The following is a 17,401-nucleotide window of genomic DNA, read 5'->3' on the forward strand; positions in this document are numbered from 1 at the left end:
GGACTGGCAAGGGCATCCTGTGCGAAGGCCGGGACATGAGAAGGCAGCAATTGTGACAAACCGTCGCGTATACCTGGATTACAACGCCACAGCCCCCCTGCGGCCCGAGGCGCGCGATGCCATGATCGCGGCGTTCGACCTTGTGGGCAACCCGTCGAGCGTCCATGCCGAGGGACGCGCGGCCAGGGGGCTGATCGAGCGTGCCCGCGGCCAGGTCGCCGCGGCGTTCGGGGCGGACGGGGCCGACGTGATCTTTACCTCGGGCGCGACCGAGGCGGCGGCGCTGGCCTGCGCGGGGCGGGGGCTGCACGGCGCGGGAATCGAACATGACGCGGTGGGCGCCTGGGTGGATGACAGCCTGCCCGTCGATGGCGATGGCCGGGTGACGGTGGCCGATCCGGCGCAGTCGGCAGTGCAGGCGGCCAATTCGGAAACCGGGGTGGTGCAGGATCTGCCGCAGGGGCTGGCGGTGGTCGATGCCACGCAGGCCTTCGGCAAGCTGCCCGTCGCGTTCAACTGGCTGGGTTGCGAGATGGCGCTGATCTCGGCGCACAAGCTGGGCGGGCCCAAGGGAATCGGCGCGCTGGTGGTGCGGCGCGGCACCGACGTGGCGGCGCAGCTGCGCGGCGGCGGGCAGGAGATGGGCCGCCGTGCGGGCACCGAGAACGTGGCCGCGATCGCCGGTTTCGGCGCGGCGGCCGAGGCCGCTGCGCGCGATCTGGCCGATGGCGTGTGGGACCGCGTATCTGGACTTAGAAAAATTCTAGAAAAGGCCATTGAGGCTGGATCAAAAGAGACTATTTTGGTCGGGAAAGCCGCGCGACGCCTGCCCAACACCTGTTGCTTCCTCACCCCCGGCTGGAAGGGTGAGACACAGGTGATGGCCATGGACCTTGCCGGTTTCGCCGTCAGCGCGGGCAGCGCCTGTTCCAGTGGCAAGGTGCGGGCCAGCAGGGTACTGACGGCAATGGGATATGACGAGGGGCAGGCGGCCTGCGCGATGCGCGTGTCGCTGGGCCCCGATACGAGCGAAGAAGACGTTCTGCGTTTCGCGGACGTCTGGTTGGACAAGTGGGAACGGCACCGCGCCCGCAGCGCGGCGTAACAGGAAAGGAAAGCCGATGACGGCACTGGACAAGGTAGAGGTGAAGGAAGGCGTCGATCAGGAAACGGTCGATGCGGTCAAATCCCTTGGCAAGTACAAGCATGGCTGGGAAACCGATATCGAGATGGAATACGCCCCCAAGGGGCTGACCCCCGATATCGTGCGGCTGATTTCCGACAAGAACGGCGAACCCGAATGGATGACCGAGTGGCGGCTGAAGGCGCTGGAACGCTGGGTCAACATGAAGGAACCCGACTGGGCGATGGTGGATTACCCGGAAATCGATTTCCAGGACCAGTATTACTATGCCCGCCCCAAGAGCATGGAGACCAAGCCGAAATCGCTGGACGAGGTCGACCCCAAGCTGCTGGCGACCTATGAAAAGCTGGGTATCCCGCTGAAGGAACAGATGATCCTGGCCGGCGTCGAGGGCGCCGAGGATGCCCCCGCCGAGGGCCGCAAGGTGGCCGTGGACGCGGTGTTCGACAGCGTATCGGTGGGCACCACCTTCCAGAAAGAGTTGCAGAAGGCCGGGGTGATCTTCTGCTCGATCTCGGAAGCGATCCGCGAACATCCTGAACTGGTTAAGAAATACCTCGGTTCGGTCGTTCCGGTGTCCGACAACTTCTATGCCACGCTGAACAGCGCGGTGTTTTCCGACGGCTCGTTCGTCTATGTGCCGCCGGGTGTGCGTTGCCCGATGGAACTGAGCACCTATTTCCGCATCAACGCCGAGAATACCGGCCAGTTCGAGCGCACGCTGATCATCGCCGACAAGGGCTCTTACGTCAGCTACCTGGAGGGCTGCACCGCGCCGCAGCGCGATATCGCGCAGCTTCATGCCGCGGTGGTGGAAATCATCGTCGAGGAAGACGCCGAGGTGAAATACTCGACCGTGCAGAACTGGTATCCGGGCGACGAGAACGGCAAGGGCGGCATCTACAACTTCGTCACCAAGCGCGCCGATTGCCGGGGCGACCGGGCCAAGGTGATGTGGACGCAGGTGGAAACCGGCAGCGCGGTGACGTGGAAATACCCGTCCTGCATCCTGCGCGGCGACGACAGCCAGGGCGAGTTCTATTCCATCGCCATCACCAACAACCACCAGCAGGCCGATACCGGCACCAAGATGACGCATCTGGGCAAGAACACCAAATCGCGCATCGTGTCGAAAGGTATCAGCGCGGGCTATGCGCAGAATACCTATCGCGGCCTCGTGTCGATGCACCCGAAGGCCAAGAACAGCCGCAACTATACCCAGTGCGACAGCCTGCTGATCGGCGACAAGTGCGGGGCGCATACGGTGCCTTACATCGAGGTGCGCAACAACTCGTCCCGCGTGGAACACGAGGCGACCACGTCGAAGGTGGATGACGACCAGATGTTCTATTGCCGCCAGCGCGGCATGGACGAGGAAGAGGCCGTGGCGCTGATCGTCAACGGTTTCGCCAAGGAGGTGTTGCAGGCGCTGCCGATGGAGTTCGCCATGGAGGCGCAGCAACTGGTCGCGATCTCGCTGGAAGGGTCGGTGGGCTGACGCCTGCCGCCGGACAGGGCATGGGCAATTCGCTTGGATATCTGGCGCGGACGCTGGCGCCGTTGCGCCCCGTGCGCATCGCCGATGTGGGGGCCAACCCCCTCGGGGCGCCGGTCTATGCCGGGGTGCTGCGTCATGACCTGGCCGAGGTCTGGGCGTTCGAGCCGCACCCGGATGCGGCCGCGGAACTGCGCGCCGGGGCACCTGCGAATGTGCATGTGCTGGAGCGCGCGGTGGGCCGGCCGGGGCGGGCGGTGTTCAACGCCTATCCTTCGGCGGAAATGTCGTCTTTGTATAAGATTTCGACACAATCCACCGGATATCTGGGGCATTTTCGTCGACATTTGAACAGTGAGGTTGAGGTGGAAATGACCCTCGACAGCCTCGACGGGATGCCGGACCTGCCCGCGATCGACTGCCTGAAGGTGGATGCGCAGGGCGCCGAGGTCGACGTGATCGAAGGCGCGCGGGCAAAGCTGTCGGGCGCCGTGGCCGTGGTGGCCGAGATGCGGTTCTATCGCCTGTATGACGGCGAGCCGGCATTGCACGATCTGGACCGCGCGCTGCGCGACCAGGGGTTCGTGCTGCACCGCTTCCTGCACCAGAAAGCAAGGATGCTGGGCAACAGCCAGGCCGCGCGGCTGAACCGCCGCGCCATCGGCAGCCAGTTGATAGACGGGGATGCGGTGTATATCCGCAACCTCGAAGACCGGGATGCGGTGACCGACGAACAACTGGCGCATCTGGCGCTGCTGGCCGATGGCGTGTTCGGCAGCCACGACCTTGCGCTGTGGTGCCTGGACGAGCTGGCGGCGCGTGGCGTCGTGCCGGGCAAGGCGGCGGCGAAATACGTGGACAAGCTGCCCGACGGGCTGAAGGCGGAAAGGATCGAGGCATGATCATCACAACGACCAACACGGTCGAAGGGCACCGCATCGTCGACTATCGCGGCATCGTCGTGGGCGAGGCGATCATGGGCGCCAATATCGTGCGCGACATATTCGCCAACGTGACCGATATCATCGGCGGCCGTTCGGGCGCCTATGAATCGAAATTGCAGGACGCGCGCGAAACCGCCCTGCGCGAGCTGGAGCATCGCGCGCTGGCGGCCGGCGGCAATGCGGTGGTGGGTGTCGACCTGGATTACGAGGTGGTGGGCCAGTCGATGCTGATGGTCTCGGCCTCGGGAACCGCGGTGGTGATCGAATGATCCGGCCCGCCGCCATGCCCTGAGATATCCCCGCGGGGGATGCAACTGATGACGCGGCCCGGACGGGCCGCCCCGAAACGCGAACTGGAAAGGAACGACCATGCTGGAAATCAAGAACCTGCACGTGCAGCTGGAGGAAGAGGACAAGAAGATCCTGAAAGGCGTCGACCTGACGGTCGAGCCGGGCAAGGTCCATGCGATCATGGGGCCGAACGGGTCGGGCAAGTCGACGCTCAGCTATGTGCTGTCGGGGCGCGACGGCTACGAGGTGACCGAGGGCACCGCCACGCTGGACGGTCAGGACCTGCTGGCGATGGAGCCCGAGGAACGCGCTGCTGCCGGCCTTTTCCTGGCCTTCCAGTACCCGGTTGAAATCCCCGGCGTCGGCAACATGACCTTCCTGCGCACCGCCGTGAACGCACAGCGCAAGGCGCGCGGGCAGGAAGAGATGTCGTCGACCGAGTTCCTCAAGGTGATCCGCGAAAAGGCGAAGGAGTTGCAGATCGACGCCGAGATGCTGAAACGCCCGGTCAATGTGGGCTTTTCCGGCGGCGAGAAAAAGCGCAACGAAATCCTGCAGATGGCCATGCTTGAGCCGCGGATGTGCATCCTGGACGAAACCGACAGCGGGCTGGACGTGGACGCGATGAAGCTGGTCAGCGATGGCGTGAACGCGCTGCGCGACGAGGGGCGCGGTTTCCTTGTCATCACCCACTACCAGCGCCTGCTGAACCACATCAGGCCGGACGTGGTGCACATCATGTCCAACGGCCGTATCGTCAAGACGGGCGGCCCGGAACTGGCGCTCGAGGTCGAGGAGAACGGATATGCCGATATCCTCGGGGAGGCGGTGTAATGGCTTTGCCACAGGTAAAACTCGACGCGACCGAGGCGCGGCTGGCGGCGCTGGCGCTGCCCGCGGGCGGTAGCTGGATCACCGCCGCGCGCGAGGCGGCACTGGCGCGCGTGCGCGAGATGGGCCTGCCGGGGCGGCGCGACGAATACTGGAAATTCACCCGCCCCGATACGCTGGTGCAGCCCGAGGCGCCGAAGGCCGCGCTGTTCAGCCATGACGAGGCCATGCCGTTCCTGGACCTGGACCGCATCTGCGTGGTGTTCGTGGACGGCGTGTTCGACGAGGAGGCCAGCGACGACCTGGGCGCCGCGGGTATCGAGATCGAGCGGCTGGCGATCGCGGGCGCGCAGGATATCCACTGGGCGCGCGACCTCTATGGCAAGCTGGAAGAGGCCGGGCAGAACCCGGTGATGCGCCCGCTGGCCGCGCTCAACACCGCCTTTGCGACGGATGGCGTGGCGATCCGGGTGACCGGCAAGGCGGAAAAGCCCGTGAGCCTGGTCTACCACCACCGTTCCGAGACCTCGGACGCGATGCTGCACCATGTCATCCGGCTGGAGCAGGGGGCGGAACTGACCGTGCTGGAAAACGGCCCCGCCGCGGCGCGGTTCAACAAGGTGATGGAGGTGGATGTCGCCGATGGCGCCACCTTCCACCACGTGCGCACGCAGGGGCGCGACCACGAACGCCGCGCGGCCACCCATATCTTTGCCCGGCTCGGCACCGAAAGCGTGTTCAAGAGTTTCACCATGACGGCGAACGGCGTGATGACGCGCAACGAATGCGTGATCGAGCTGACCGGCGACGACGCGGTGGCCCATGTGGCCGGCGCGGCGATGGGGGATGGCGATTTCCACCATGACGACACGGTGTTCATCACCCATGACGCGGTGAATTGCGAAAGCCGCCAGGTGTTCAAGAAGGTGCTGCGCAACGGTGCCACCGGCGTGTTCCAGGGCAAGATCCTGGTGCAGCCCGAGGCGCAGAAGACCGACGGCTACCAGATCAGCCAGTCGCTGCTGCTGGATGACGACAGCACCTTCCTGGCCAAGCCCGAGCTTGAGATCTATGCCGACGATGTGGCCTGTTCGCACGGCTCGACCACCGGCGCCATCGACGAGGACATGCTGTTCTACCTGCGCGCGCGCGGCGTGCCGCTGAAACGGGCGCAGGACCTGCTGGTGCTGGCCTTCCTCGCCGAGGCGGTCGAAGAGATCGAGAACCCGGCCCTGCGCGAAAGCATCACCGTGCGGCTGCAGGGCTGGCTGGAACGGCATTCGCACTGATGGCGCTGGTCACCGATATCGTGGCCACCTATCGCGGCCCGGGCCGCGTGGTGGCGCGGCTGCTGGCCGCGCCCGTCCACGAGGGCCGGGCGCTGGCGCTGCTGATGGGCGCGTGCATCCTGGTGTTCGTCAGCCAGTGGCCGGTCCTGGCCCGGCGCGCGCACCTGGAGGAGATGGACCTGCAGATGCTGTTGGGCGCATCGCTTCTGGCGTGGCTGTTCATCGCGCCGCTGATGTTCTACGTGCTGGCCTATGTGGCCTACCTGGTCATGCGGGCGATCGGTGGCCGGGGCGATGCCTATGCGGTGCGGCTGGCGATCTTCTGGGCATTCCTCGCGTCGTCGCCGCTGATCCTGCTGAACGGGCTGGTCGCGGGCTTCATCGGGCCGGGCATCCAGTTGCAGGTGGTCGGGGCCGCGTGGGTGGTGGTCTTTGCGTGGTTCGCCGTCACCGGGCTGCGCCGCGCCGGCTGGGGGGCTGTGTGATGCGATACGGGTTTGCCGACCTTGCGCGGGAAACCGTGTTCGACCCGCCCGGCGCCGCCGAGCGGGTGCTGACTTTCGAGATCGGGCGCAACGCGCTGTGGATGGCGCTGTTGCTGGCCACGGTGCTGAACGCGCTGCTGTTCAGCCTGTCGAACTATGTCTTCCCGTCGCAGATGCCGTTCTCGCCGATATTCGAGAACCCGATGCTCTATGCCATCGCGCAGGGCGGCGGGCTGGTGATCATGATCTTCGTGCTGACCTGGATCGGCAACATGATGGGCGGCAGCGGGCAGCTGGGCGACGTGCTGCGCGTCATGGTCTGGTTGCAGTTCATGCGGGTGCTGGCGCAGCTGGCGATCGTGTTCGTGGGGATCACGCTGCCGATGCTGGGCGGGATCGTGTCGATCCTGATCCTTGTCCTCAGCCTGTGGATACTGGTGCATTTCATCAACGCCGCGCATAGGTTCGGTTCGCTCGGCCGGGCCTTCGTGGTTCTGTTGCTGGCCGGGCTGGGGATCAGCTTTGGCTTTTCGATCATCCTCTTCGTTATCGGAGGGGCAGCCGTGGGGATCACTCCGAATGTATGATGTCGCAAAGATACGCGCCGATTTCCCGATCCTCGCGCGCGAGGTGAACGGCAAGCCGCTGGTCTATCTCGACAACGGCGCCAGCGCGCAGAAGCCGCAGGCGGTGATCGACGCCATAACGCGCGCCTATGGCCATGAATACGCCAACGTGCATCGCGGGCTTCATTACCTGTCGAACGTGGCGACCGAGAAATACGAAGCCGTGCGCGGCACCGTGGCGCGATTCCTGGGCGCGGCGGACGAAAGGGAGATCGTGCTGAACTCGGGCACGACCGAGGGGATCAACATGGTCGCCTATGGCTGGGCCATGCCCCGGATGGAGGCGGGGGACGAGATCGTCCTGTCGGTGATGGAACATCACGCCAATATCGTGCCCTGGCATTTCCTGCGCGAACGGCAGGGCGTGGCGCTGAAATGGGTCGATGTGGACAGCCGTGGCGCGCTGGACCCGCAAAAGGTGATCGACGCGATCGGGCCGAAGACGAAACTGGTCGCTATCACACACCTGTCGAACGTGCTGGGCACGGTGGTGGACGTCAAGGCGATCTGCCAGGCCGCGCGCGAACGGGGCGTGCCGGTGCTGGTCGATGGCAGCCAGGCGGCGGTGCACATGCCGGTCGACGTGGCCGATATCGGCTGCGATTTCTACGCGGTGACCGGGCACAAGCTGTACGGCCCGTCGGGATCGGGCGCGATCTATGTCCGCAAGGAGCGGATGGCCGAGATGCGCCCCTTCATGGGCGGCGGCGACATGATCCGCGAGGTGACGAAAGACGCCGTAAGCTATGCCGACCCGCCGATGAAATTCGAGGCGGGCACCCCCGGTATCGTGCAGACGATCGGGCTGGGCGTGGCGCTGGACTACATGATGGCGCTGGGGATGGAGAACATCGCCGCGCATGAGGCGGGGCTGGCGCGCTATGCCGCCGACCGCCTGTCGGGGCTGAACTGGCTGAACGTGCAGGGCACCGCGCCGGGCAAGGCGGCGATCTTTTCCTTTACCATGCAGGGCGCGGCCCACGCCCACGACATCAGCACGATTCTCGACAAGAAGGGCGTGGCGGTGCGCGCGGGCCATCACTGCGCCGGGCCGCTGATGGAGCATCTGGGCACGCCGGCGACCTGCCGCGCGTCCTTCGGACTCTATAATACCGAGGCCGAGGTGGACGCGCTGATCGACGCGCTGGAGCTGGCGCACGAGCTGTTCGGCTGAGCGATCGGCAAAGGTTCGCCGGGGCCGGGCCCCGCGACTGGCAAACTCACGCTTATCGGCGCCCGCCGGCGCAGGAGGCGCGTGCGCCGCACGGAATTGCGTCTAGCATCGCGGCATACAACCACCTGGAATGAGGGGATGCCGACATGATGAAACTGAAGATGACTGCCGTTCTGATCGCCCTGACCGCGCTGAGCGCCTGCGGACAGCCCGAGCCGGAGCCCACGCCGCAGCCGGTGATGCCGGAACCGGTGTACGACAAATACGGCAATCAGGTCGGCTGAAGCCGCAAGACTGCCTCGAAAATACGGGAAAGCGACCCGACCGGCCGCTTTCCGGCCTTCAAGCCTTCCGGGACCGGGGTGCCACCAGTGGCACCCCGGTTTCGGCTCCGGCCCGGACCGCCAAACCGCCCCCCTTGAGGATTTTTCGCCCCGCACCCGCCCATACCCGTTGCGGCGGGCAAAACGATGGCCTATAGACGCGGGCACGACGGACCCATAGCTCAGCTGGATAGAGCGCTGCCCTCCGAAGGCAGAGGCCAGAGGTTCGAATCCTCTTGGGTCCGCCATAGTTTCACCTATCGTTCGTCGCGGTGTTTATCCTTCTACGACACTCGACCCGGGCATCGCACGGCCGCCCCCCGGCCGGGCGATTGGTTGCCGTAAGGACTCCGCTTTGAGGGAGGATGTGGCTGCACGATAAACCGCCAGTCACAGCCGTTGGATCGCCCGACCCCGGTCGTGCTATGCCCCCTGTTGCGTATGGCCCGCTACCCCCGCCGCACGCCTGTGCGCAATTGCGTATAGGGGATCGTGGACAGGTCGCAGGGGTTGGCGCCGGGGGCGGTGGCGAACAGCACGCTGGGCGTGATCCGCTTGTAATCGGCCATGAAATGCACCGCGCTTTTCACGCAGATGATGGCGTGTTCGGCGGGTTCGATGCCGGCCACGCGAAAGAACTCCTGGTCGAGGTTCTGGCAGCGGGTGCTGCCCACCACCACGCGGATGCCGGTGCCGTCGAGGCGCAGCCCGGCGATGGGGCCGAGATCGGCCTGCGCGCCGCCGAACATCGGGCCGGAGCAGGTGAATTTCCCGTCCGACAGCGACTCGACCACCACGGTGGCGTGGACCGGCTCGGAATATTGCCGGTGCCCGCCGCCGAGGGCGATCCCGATCCGCGCGCCGATGCCGGCCTGGTGCGCGGCGGCCGCCGCGGCCGGGTCGTGCAGCATCGACAGCACCGCGTCGGGCGCACCGGCCGCGATCAGCGCGCGCAGGATGCCGGTGGTGTCGGATGTGCCGCCCGCGCCGGGATTGTCCTGCGGGTCGGCGATCAGCACCGGGCCCTGCATCGCCATCGCCTGCCGGACCGCCTGATCCGCCGGGACCAGCCGCGCGTCGAACAGCGGTTCGGCCGCGGCAAGCCGGGCCAGCATGTCGTCGGCGGCGGAATCCGCAGCCACCTGCGTGTCGGCATAGGCAAAGATCGACGGGCCGCAATCGGGAATATCGGCGGGCGGAAAGCCCATCGCCATGTCCACCGACACCGCATCCTGGCCGGGCAGGGCGGCATAAAGCTCCCTTGCCGGGCTGTGATCGGTGGTCTGCGCGGTGATCGGGGTCAGGAAATCGCCCTGCCGGTAGGCCCCGAACAGCGGCGCGGCCATCGCGCGCTCCAGCAGGGCGGCGGCGCGGGCGCCGGTTTCGGCGAAATCGGTATGCGGATAGGTGCGGTAGATCGTGACCACGCTGGCCAGCTCGAAAAAGGCGGGGCTGAGATTGCCGTGCAGGTCCAGGCTGACCGCGACCGGCAGGTCCGGCCCGATCCGGGCGCGGATGCGGCGCAGGATTTCCGCCTCGGCGTCAGGGTAGGCGCGGGTGACCATGGCGCCGTGCAGGTCGAGATAGACCGCGTCGGGGGCCGCCTGCGCGATGCCCTCGACGATGTCGCCGGTGATGGTGTCGAACGCCTCGTCGGTGACATAGCCGCCCGGCTCGGCCATCGCCCAGAGCACCGGCACCAACTCGTGACGGCAGGCGCGGATGAAGCCGGAAATCGGGATGTTCAGCCCGTCGAACACCGTGAAGATATCCGCCCCCCGGGTCAGCGCGGGCCAGGCGCCGGGATTGACGAACTGCTCCAGCGTGGTGGCGTCGGGGGCAAATGTGTTGGTCTCGTGCTGGAAGCCGGCGATGGCGATGCGGGTCATGTCCTGTCCTCGATTCTTTTCATCCGTTCCGATTCGTCCGTTTCCCCCGGCCCGGCAACCGTGGCGGCACGGTTTCGGGCGGCCGGCGGGGGCGGCGTTTCCTCGTCTGCCTAGTTTATTTGCATACAAACATCCCTGCTGCACGCATCGGGGCAGCCCCGTTTCGCACCGGCAGCATTACAAGCAGAGCTTGACATGTCACGGCACGTCAACCGAATGTTTTGAAAAGGATCAGGACGCCGGCCCTTAAGACCGGCAACAACACAGGGAGTCATCAATGCTTTTGGGTATGGGAACAATGACGCGGCGGGCCGTGCTGGCCGCCGCGCTGGCGGTGCCGGTGGCGGTGTCGTCCATCGCCTCGCCGGCGAATGCGGAAACGGTGATGCGGGTCATTCCGCATGCGGATCTCAAGAACCTCGATCCGATCTGGACCACCGCCTACATCTCGCGCAACCACGGCTACATGATCTATGACACGCTGTTCGCCATGGACGACAACTTTGTGCCGCAGCCGCAGATGGTCGATACCTGGACCACCTCGGATGACGGGCTGGTCTGGACGTTCGTGCTGCGCGACGGTCTGAAATTCCACGATGGCGCGCCGGTCACCGGCGAGGATGTCGTGGCGTCGCTGACGCGCTGGGGCGCGCGCGACGGCATGGGGCAGCAATTGTTCGGTGTGATCGACACGCTTGAGGCGCCGGATGAAAAGACCGTCGTGATGACGCTCAAGGAACCCTATGGCCTGGTGCTGGAATCGATCGGCAAGATTTCGTCGAACGTGCCCTTCATCATGCCCAAGCGCATCGCCGAAACCGACCCGTTCGAGCAGATCACCGAATACGTGGGCTCGGGCCCGTTCGTGTTCCAGGCCGACGAATGGGTGCCGGGTTCGACCGTGGTCTATACCAAGTTCGAGGATTACGTGCCCCGGGACGAGCCGGTTTCGGCCGCGGCGGGCGGCAAGATCGCCAAGGTCGACAAGGTGATCTGGCAGTATTTCCCCGACGCCACCACCGCGATGAACGCGCTGATGGCCGGCGAGGTCGATTTCTATGAACAGCCCGCGCCCGACCTGGCGCCGATCCTGTCGTCCAACCCCGATATCACGGTCGAGGTGAACGACCCGCTGGGCGGCATCGGTTTCGCGCGGTTCAACCACCTGTTGCCGCCCTTCGACGATGCCGATGTGCGCCGGGCCGCGATCATGGCGATGAAGCAGGAGGATTACCTGGCCGCCGGTGTGGGCGATCCGCAGTTCTGGAAAACCTGCTACTCGGTCTTTCCCTGCGGCACGCCGCTGGAAAACGATGCCGGTTCGGACGTGATGGCCACCGGCGATGTCGCGGCGGCCAAGACCGCGCTCGAGGCGACGGGCTATGACGGGACGCCCGTCGTGATCATGCAGCCCACCGATATCCCGATGCTTTCGGCCTTTTCGCTGGTGACGGCGGAAAAGCTGCGCAACGCGGGCTTTACCGTTCAGCTTGAGGCGATGGACTGGTCCACCCTGACCTCGCGCCGCGCGCTGCGCGACCCGGTGGGCGAGGGCGGCTGGAACATCTTTCACACCTGGTGGATCGGCGCCGACGTGATCGACCCGATGGCCATCGCCTTTTCGGGCAATCCCGACAAGGGCTGGTTCGGCTGGGCCGAGGATGCCGAGCTGGAAGAGGCGCGCACCGCCTTTGCCAAGGCCGGCAGCCTGGAGGAAAAGCAGGCGCTGGCCGCCAAGGTGCAGGAACGCCTGTGGGCGATCGGCGCGTCGGGCCAGCTGGGGCAGTTCTTTACCCCCGTGGCCTATCGCAACAACGTCAAGGGCCTGATCAAGTCGCCGGTGCAGTTCTTCTGGAACATGTCGGTCGAATGACGCCCTGAAACACCGGCCGCGCGCGGGGGGCGATCCCCCGCGCCGGTCCAGATAAAAAGACGCGGGGCCACATGCTTTTCTACATCTTCAAACGTGTCCTGATGACCATCCCCGTGATGATCGTCGTGGCGCTTTTCGTCTTCATGATGCTGCGGCTGTCGCCGGGCGACCCGGCGGCGGTGATCGCGGGCGATTACGCCACCGCCGAGGATGTGGAGCGTATCCGCGAACAACTGGGCCTGTCCGAGCCGATCGTCGTGCAGTTCACCAAGTGGCTGGGCCAGCTTGTCCAGGGCGACCTGGGCACCTCGATCTTTTCGAACAAGCCGGTGGCCGAGCTGATCGTGCAGCGGATCGAACCGACGATGCTGCTGGCGCTCAGCACCATCGTCTTCGCGGTGCTGGTCGCGGTGCCGCTGGGCACGCTGGCCGCCTATCGCGCCGGCAGCTGGGTCGACCGCTTCGTGATGCTGTTCTCGGTCGGCGGCTTTTCGGTGCCGGTCTTCGTGCTGGGATACGTGCTGATCTATATCCTGTCGCTCAAGCTGAAATGGCTGCCGGTGCAGGGCTACCGCTCGCCCTTTACCGAAGGGATCGGGCCGTTCTTCGCACATATCACCCTGCCGACCCTGACGTTGAGCGTGATCTTCATCGCGCTGATCGCGCGGATGACGCGCGCCTCGGTGATCGAGGTGCTGGAAGAGGATTACGTGCGCACCGCCCGCGCCAAGGGCCAGAGCGAGTTCAAGGTGCTGATGCGCCACGCGCTGCGCAACGCCGCCGTGCCGATCATCACCGTGATCGGCATTGGCATCGCGCTGCTGATCGGCGGCGTGGTGGTGACCGAAAGCGTCTACAACATCCCCGGGCTGGGGCGGCTGGTGCTGGATGCGGTGCTGGCGCGGGATTACCCGATCATCCAGGGGCTGATCCTGTTCTTCAGCTTCATCTACATCGTTCTGAACCTGCTGATCGACCTCAGCTATTCGCTTCTGGACCCGAGGATTCGTTACTGATGGCCGAGACTGCAACCCCCGCATCGCAGGCCGCCGCCCAGCCGAGCGTCTGGCGCATCGCGCTCAGGAACCGTTCGGTGTTCTGGGGCGGGCTCCTGCTTGTCATCATTGCGCTGATCGCGGTGTTCGGCGCGGTCTTTACGGTCGATCCGATAGCGATCAACCCGATTGCGCGGCTCAAGCCGCCGGGCGATTTCGGGCTGTTCGGCACCGACCAGCTGGGCCGCGACGTGTTCAGCCGCGTGGTGAACGGCGCGCGCATCTCGCTGACGGTGGGCGCGGCGGTGGCCGTGATCTCGATCGCCATCGGGCTGTTCCTGGGGCTGGTGGCGGGGTATTTCCGTTACATGGACGCGGTGATCATGCGGGTGATGGACGGGTTGATGTCGATCCCGGCGATCCTGCTGGCCATCGCGCTGATTTCGTTGTCGGGGGCGACGCTGCTGACGGTGATCACCGCCATCGTCATCCCCGAGATCCCGCGCGTGGTGCGCCTTGTGCGGTCCGTCGTGCTGACCGTGCGCGAGGAACCTTACGTCGAGGCCGCGATCGCCGCAGGCACGCGCACATGGCTGATCATGCTGCGCCACGTGCTGCCCAACACCATCGCGCCGCTGATCGTGCAGGCGACCTATGTCTGCGGCTCGGCCATGCTGACCGAGGCGATCCTGGGCTTTCTGGGCGCGGGCATCCCGCCGGAAATCCCGTCCTGGGGCAACATCATGTCCGAGGGCCGGACGTTTTTCCAACTGACACCGTGGATCATCTTCTTTCCCGGCGCAGCCCTGGCGGTGACCGTTCTGGCGGTCAACATCGTCGGCGACGGCCTGCGAGATTCCCTCGATCCGCGTATCGCGAGGACCATGCGATGAGCCCCATTCTCGATATTCGCGGCCTGACCGTCAGCCTGCCGAAACAGGCCGACCGGCCCTATGCGATCAAGGATATCAGTTTCAGCGTCAATGCCGGTGAAATCGTCTGCGTGGTGGGCGAATCCGGCTCGGGCAAATCCGTCACCTCGTTCACGGTGATGGGGCTGCACGACAAGCGCGCGCTGACGCCGGTGGCGGGCGAGATCCTGCTGCAGGGCGACAACATCCTGAACGCATCCGACGCCAAGATCCGCCGGCTGCGCGGCGAGAAGATGGCGATGATCTTTCAGGAGCCGATGACCGCGCTGAACCCGGTGGCCCCGGTGGGCGAGCAGATCGGTGAGATGCTGGAAATTCACACCAGCCTGTCGGGCTCCAGGCGCAAGGCCAAGGTGTTGCAGGCGATGCGCGACGTGCACCTGCCGGACCCGGAGAAGATGTATCACTCCTACCCGCACCAGTTGTCGGGCGGTCAGCGCCAGCGCATCGTGATCGCCATGTCGCTGGTGCTGGAGCCGGTGCTGCTGATCGCGGACGAACCCACCACCGCGCTGGACGTGACCACGCAGGCGCAGATCCTGTCGCTGATCAAGGAGTTGCAGGAACGCCGCGGCATGGGCGTGCTGTTCATCACCCACGATTTCGGGGTGGTGGCCGACATCGCCGACCGCGTGGTGGTCATGCAGAACGGCGAAATCGTCGAGCAGGGCCCGGTCGATCAGGTGCTGGGTGCGCCCGGCCATCCCTATACGAAGATGCTGATCGGGGCCGTGCCCTCGATGACGCCGCCGGACCGCGCCGAGGTTACCGGCGAAACCGCGCTGTCGGCCACGCATCTGAACAAGCAATACGGCCACAAGGGCATGTTCGGCCGCGGCCGGGTGGTGGATGCGGCCAATGACGTGAATTTCATCGTGCGGCGGGGCGAAACCCTGGGCATCGTGGGCGAATCCGGGTCGGGCAAATCGACCGTGGCGCGCTGCGTCATGCGCCTGATCGACCCAAGCTCGGGCGAGGTCATGATCGGCGATACCGACATTGCCACCTTGCGCGAGGACAAGCTGCGCCCGCATCGCCGCGACATCCAGATCGTGTTCCAGGACCCGTACCGCTCGCTCAACCCGCGTCGCACGGTGGGGCAGTCGATCACCGAGGGGCCGGTGAATTTCGGCGTCAGCCAGGCCGAGGCACTGGAGCGCGCCAGGCGGCTAATGTCGATCGTCGGGCTGGCGCCCGAGGCGCTCGACCGCTTTCCGCACCAGTTTTCCGGCGGCCAGCGGCAGCGTATCTGCATCGCGCGGGCGCTGGCGATGGAGCCGATGGTGCTGATCGCGGACGAGGCGGTATCGGCGCTGGACGTGTCGGTGCAGGCGCAGGTTCTGGACCTGCTCGAAGACGTGCGCGACGAATTCGACCTTGCCATGCTGTTCATCACCCACGACCTGCGGGTGGCGGCCCAGATCTGCGACCGCATCATGGTGATGCGCAAGGGCGTGGTGGTGGAAAATGGCCCCACCGCCGAGGTGTTTTCCAACCCGCAGCACGAATACACCAGGTCGCTGCTGGCCGCCGCGCCGGGGCACGGCGTGTTCGACAAGGAAACCGCCTGATCCGGGCCGGGGCGGCGTCAGCCGCCCCACGCCTGCGGCATGCCGAAGCCCTGTTCCAGGATCTCGCCCGCCATCAGCGCGATATCCTCGCGCCAGGGCGGGCTGACGATCTGCACGCCCGACGGCACGCCGTCCACGATCCCGCTGGCCACCGACAGGCCCGGCAGGTCCAGAAGCGGCAGCGCGATCTGGCTGAGCTGTGCCTCCCATATCCGGTCGAGCGCGGCCGCGCCGGTCAGGTCCTCGTCGCGCCTGAAGGGCAATTCGCCCGAAACCGGCATCAGCACCACGGGGTAATCTGCCAGGAACATCCGCCATTCGCGCATCAGCGCCAGCCGGCGTTGCAGGGCGGCGCCAAGCTGGCCGGGCCGGAATTCGGCCGCGCGCGGGGCGAAGCGCGCGATCAGGGCCTGCGCCCCGGCATCGCCCTCGGCCTCGGCGGTGGCGGCCTTGTCGGCGAAACCGTCCATCAGCCACAGGTCGATCTGCAGCTCCTTTGCCTCGGTCAGCGGCGGCACGCTTGCCGGTTCCTCGACCTCCCACCCGGCGGCGCGCAGCATGGCGGCGGCGCGGTCCAGATCGTCGAGGATGCGCGGATCGACCGCCATTCCGTCGGGCCGCCGGATCAGCGCGGCGCGGCGGGGCAGGTCGGGGCCGGTCAATGGCACCGGGCTGCACAGCGGATCGCGCGGGTCCTCGCCCGACATCACCTCGAGCGCGAGGCGCAGGTCGTCCACGCGCAGCGCCAGCGGTCCGCTGACCGCCATCAGCTGCGGCCCGATCAGGCGTGCGCCGCCGGTCAGGTTGTAGCTGGGCACGCGCCCGACCGTGGGGCGCAACCCCTGCACGCCGCAGGCATAGGCCGGATAGCGGATCGAGCCCGCGATATCGGTGCCATGCGCGATATGGCCCAGCCCCGCCGCCGTGGCCGCACCGGCCCCGCCCGACGATCCGCCCGGCGTCAGGTCGGGGTTGCGCGGGTTCAGCGTGGTGCCGTGCTGCGCATTGGATGTGAACCAGCGATAGGAAAACGCGGGTGTGTTGGTGCGCCCGACGATCACCGCATCCTCGTCCCGCATCCGCGCGACAAAGGGGCTGTCCTCTTCCGCCACCAGGTCGGCGGCCAGCCGGGTGCCGTTTGTCGTGGCGAAACCCGCCTGGTCGGCGATCACCTTGATCGTCACCGGCACGCCCGCCAGCTTGCCCGCGCGCCCGCCCGCCCTGATACGCTTTTCCAGCGCCCCGGCCGCTTCCATCGCCTGTTCCCCGCAATCCTGCACGATGGCGTTGATCTGCGGGTTCAGCGCGGCCACGCGATCCAGCGTCGCGCGCGTGACGGCAACCGGGCTGAGCGTGCCGCGCGTGACATGGTTGGCAAGGCTGCGGGCGGACAGGGACAGGGGATCTGTGGTCATGGGCAATTCCGGTTCTGGACGCGGCAGGATGCGCCGCAAACCCAGCTTAGACCGGAGATCGGGGGGACAAAACCGGCATTCGCACCCGTCATGCGATTGTCGGGCCGCTGGCCGCTCGACAGAG

16 protein-coding genes and 1 tRNA gene are annotated in these 17,401 nt (G+C 66.2%); 15 read left to right on the forward strand and 2 right to left on the reverse strand.

The features are described from left to right. Positions 1-52 precede the first annotated feature (52 nt). The 11 genes from F3H87_RS13660 to F3H87_RS13705 all read left to right on the forward strand — a co-directional run bounded on the left by F3H87_RS13660 (position 53) and on the right by F3H87_RS13705 (position 8,850). Positions 53-1,105 carry a cysteine desulfurase family protein gene (locus F3H87_RS13660; protein ID WP_223228066.1) on the forward strand — a complete coding sequence of 351 codons (1,053 nt, stop codon included), beginning with the start codon at positions 53-55 and terminating at the stop codon, positions 1,103-1,105. Between the two features lie 16 nt (positions 1,106-1,121). Beyond that, positions 1,122-2,642 carry a Fe-S cluster assembly protein SufB gene (gene sufB / locus F3H87_RS13665; RefSeq protein ID WP_149787455.1) on the forward strand — a complete coding sequence of 507 codons (1,521 nt, stop codon included), beginning with the start codon at positions 1,122-1,124 and terminating at the stop codon, positions 2,640-2,642. 20 nt (positions 2,643-2,662) lie between these two features. Further along, the gene (locus tag F3H87_RS13670) at positions 2,663-3,541 is read left to right on the forward strand and encodes an FkbM family methyltransferase (protein WP_149787456.1); all 879 of its coding nucleotides are present in this window, start codon (positions 2,663-2,665) and stop codon (positions 3,539-3,541) included. Then, the gene (locus F3H87_RS13675; RefSeq protein WP_149787457.1) at positions 3,538-3,852 is read left to right on the forward strand and encodes a heavy metal-binding domain-containing protein; all 315 of its coding nucleotides are present in this window, start codon (positions 3,538-3,540) and stop codon (positions 3,850-3,852) included. Before F3H87_RS13670 ends, F3H87_RS13675 begins: the two co-directional genes overlap by 4 nt. A gap of 100 nt (positions 3,853-3,952) precedes the next feature. Beyond that, positions 3,953-4,708 carry a Fe-S cluster assembly ATPase SufC gene (gene sufC, locus F3H87_RS13680; RefSeq protein ID WP_149787458.1) on the forward strand — a complete coding sequence of 252 codons (756 nt, stop codon included), beginning with the start codon at positions 3,953-3,955 and terminating at the stop codon, positions 4,706-4,708. Continuing rightward, positions 4,708-5,994, forward strand: a complete 1,287-nt coding sequence (gene sufD / locus F3H87_RS13685) for a Fe-S cluster assembly protein SufD (RefSeq protein WP_149787459.1) — start codon at positions 4,708-4,710, stop codon at positions 5,992-5,994. Before sufC ends, sufD begins: the two co-directional genes overlap by 1 nt. Then, a complete protein-coding gene (locus tag F3H87_RS13690; RefSeq protein WP_149787460.1) occupies positions 5,994-6,479 on the forward strand; it encodes a YIP1 family protein in 486 nt (161 codons plus the stop codon). Before sufD ends, F3H87_RS13690 begins: the two co-directional genes overlap by 1 nt. Next, positions 6,479-7,066, forward strand: a complete 588-nt coding sequence (locus F3H87_RS13695) for a Yip1 family protein (protein ID WP_149787461.1) — start codon at positions 6,479-6,481, stop codon at positions 7,064-7,066. The genes F3H87_RS13690 and F3H87_RS13695 overlap by 1 nt, the downstream gene beginning before the upstream one ends. Next, a complete protein-coding gene (locus F3H87_RS13700) occupies positions 7,059-8,279 on the forward strand; it encodes a cysteine desulfurase (RefSeq protein WP_149787462.1) in 1,221 nt (406 codons plus the stop codon). The genes F3H87_RS13695 and F3H87_RS13700 overlap by 8 nt, the downstream gene beginning before the upstream one ends. 146 nt (positions 8,280-8,425) lie before the next feature. Further along, a complete protein-coding gene (locus tag F3H87_RS21830; RefSeq protein WP_188129164.1) occupies positions 8,426-8,563 on the forward strand; it encodes a hypothetical protein in 138 nt (45 codons plus the stop codon). Positions 8,564-8,773: 210 nt separating this feature from the next. Then, positions 8,774-8,850, forward strand: a tRNA-Arg gene (locus F3H87_RS13705). A gap of 201 nt (positions 8,851-9,051) precedes the next feature. Here F3H87_RS13705 and F3H87_RS13710 read toward each other — a convergent pair. Beyond that, entirely contained in the window at positions 9,052-10,491 is a 1,440-nt protein-coding gene (locus F3H87_RS13710) for a M81 family metallopeptidase (protein ID WP_149787463.1), read from the reverse strand. Between the two features lie 277 nt (positions 10,492-10,768). On the opposite strand from F3H87_RS13710, the gene F3H87_RS13715 reads away from it, so the two are divergent. The 4 genes from F3H87_RS13715 (at position 10,769) to F3H87_RS13730 (ending at position 15,862) form a co-directional block, all read left to right on the forward strand. After that, on the forward strand, positions 10,769-12,364 hold the full coding sequence (locus F3H87_RS13715) for an ABC transporter substrate-binding protein (RefSeq protein WP_223228067.1): 1,596 nt from the start codon (positions 10,769-10,771) through the stop codon (positions 12,362-12,364). A 71-nt stretch (positions 12,365-12,435) separates the two neighbouring features. After that, entirely contained in the window at positions 12,436-13,380 is a 945-nt protein-coding gene (locus F3H87_RS13720; protein WP_149787464.1) for an ABC transporter permease, read from the forward strand. Then, on the forward strand, positions 13,380-14,252 hold the full coding sequence (locus tag F3H87_RS13725; protein ID WP_149787465.1) for an ABC transporter permease: 873 nt from the start codon (positions 13,380-13,382) through the stop codon (positions 14,250-14,252). Before F3H87_RS13720 ends, F3H87_RS13725 begins: the two co-directional genes overlap by 1 nt. After that, a complete protein-coding gene (locus F3H87_RS13730) occupies positions 14,249-15,862 on the forward strand; it encodes an ABC transporter ATP-binding protein (RefSeq protein ID WP_149787466.1) in 1,614 nt (537 codons plus the stop codon). The genes F3H87_RS13725 and F3H87_RS13730 overlap by 4 nt, the downstream gene beginning before the upstream one ends. A gap of 17 nt (positions 15,863-15,879) precedes the next feature. Here the strand turns inward: F3H87_RS13730 and F3H87_RS13735 are convergent, their stop codons facing one another. Beyond that, positions 15,880-17,277, reverse strand: coding sequence for an amidase family protein (locus tag F3H87_RS13735; protein WP_149787467.1), 1,398 nt, complete (start codon positions 17,275-17,277; stop codon positions 15,880-15,882). Between the last annotated feature and the right edge of the window lie 124 nt (positions 17,278-17,401).

Origin of the sequence: Lutimaribacter pacificus, from assembly GCF_900142185.1 — a bacterium.
Classification (GTDB): Bacteria; Pseudomonadota; Alphaproteobacteria; order Rhodobacterales; family Rhodobacteraceae; genus Lutimaribacter; species Lutimaribacter pacificus.

Coding starts and splice junctions, on each gene's coding strand:
- F3H87_RS13730 (WP_149787466.1), top strand. CDS start 14,249: ATGAGCCCCATTCTCGATATTCGCGGCCTGACCGTCAGCCTGCCGAAA.
- F3H87_RS13700 (WP_149787462.1), top strand. CDS start 7,059: ATGTATGATGTCGCAAAGATACGCGCCGATTTCCCGATCCTCGCGCGC.
- F3H87_RS13670 (WP_149787456.1), top strand. CDS start 2,663: ATGGGCAATTCGCTTGGATATCTGGCGCGGACGCTGGCGCCGTTGCGC.
- F3H87_RS13690 (WP_149787460.1), top strand. CDS start 5,994: ATGGCGCTGGTCACCGATATCGTGGCCACCTATCGCGGCCCGGGCCGC.
- F3H87_RS13725 (WP_149787465.1), top strand. CDS start 13,380: ATGGCCGAGACTGCAACCCCCGCATCGCAGGCCGCCGCCCAGCCGAGC.
- sufD (WP_149787459.1), top strand. CDS start 4,708: ATGGCTTTGCCACAGGTAAAACTCGACGCGACCGAGGCGCGGCTGGCG.
- F3H87_RS13720 (WP_149787464.1), top strand. CDS start 12,436: ATGCTTTTCTACATCTTCAAACGTGTCCTGATGACCATCCCCGTGATG.
- F3H87_RS21830 (WP_188129164.1), top strand. CDS start 8,426: ATGATGAAACTGAAGATGACTGCCGTTCTGATCGCCCTGACCGCGCTG.
- F3H87_RS13715 (WP_223228067.1), top strand. CDS start 10,769: ATGCTTTTGGGTATGGGAACAATGACGCGGCGGGCCGTGCTGGCCGCC.
- sufC (WP_149787458.1), top strand. CDS start 3,953: ATGCTGGAAATCAAGAACCTGCACGTGCAGCTGGAGGAAGAGGACAAG.
- F3H87_RS13710 (WP_149787463.1), bottom strand. CDS start 10,491: ATGACCCGCATCGCCATCGCCGGCTTCCAGCACGAGACCAACACATTT.
- F3H87_RS13675 (WP_149787457.1), top strand. CDS start 3,538: ATGATCATCACAACGACCAACACGGTCGAAGGGCACCGCATCGTCGAC.
- sufB (WP_149787455.1), top strand. CDS start 1,122: ATGACGGCACTGGACAAGGTAGAGGTGAAGGAAGGCGTCGATCAGGAA.
- F3H87_RS13695 (WP_149787461.1), top strand. CDS start 6,479: ATGCGATACGGGTTTGCCGACCTTGCGCGGGAAACCGTGTTCGACCCG.
- F3H87_RS13735 (WP_149787467.1), bottom strand. CDS start 17,277: ATGACCACAGATCCCCTGTCCCTGTCCGCCCGCAGCCTTGCCAACCAT.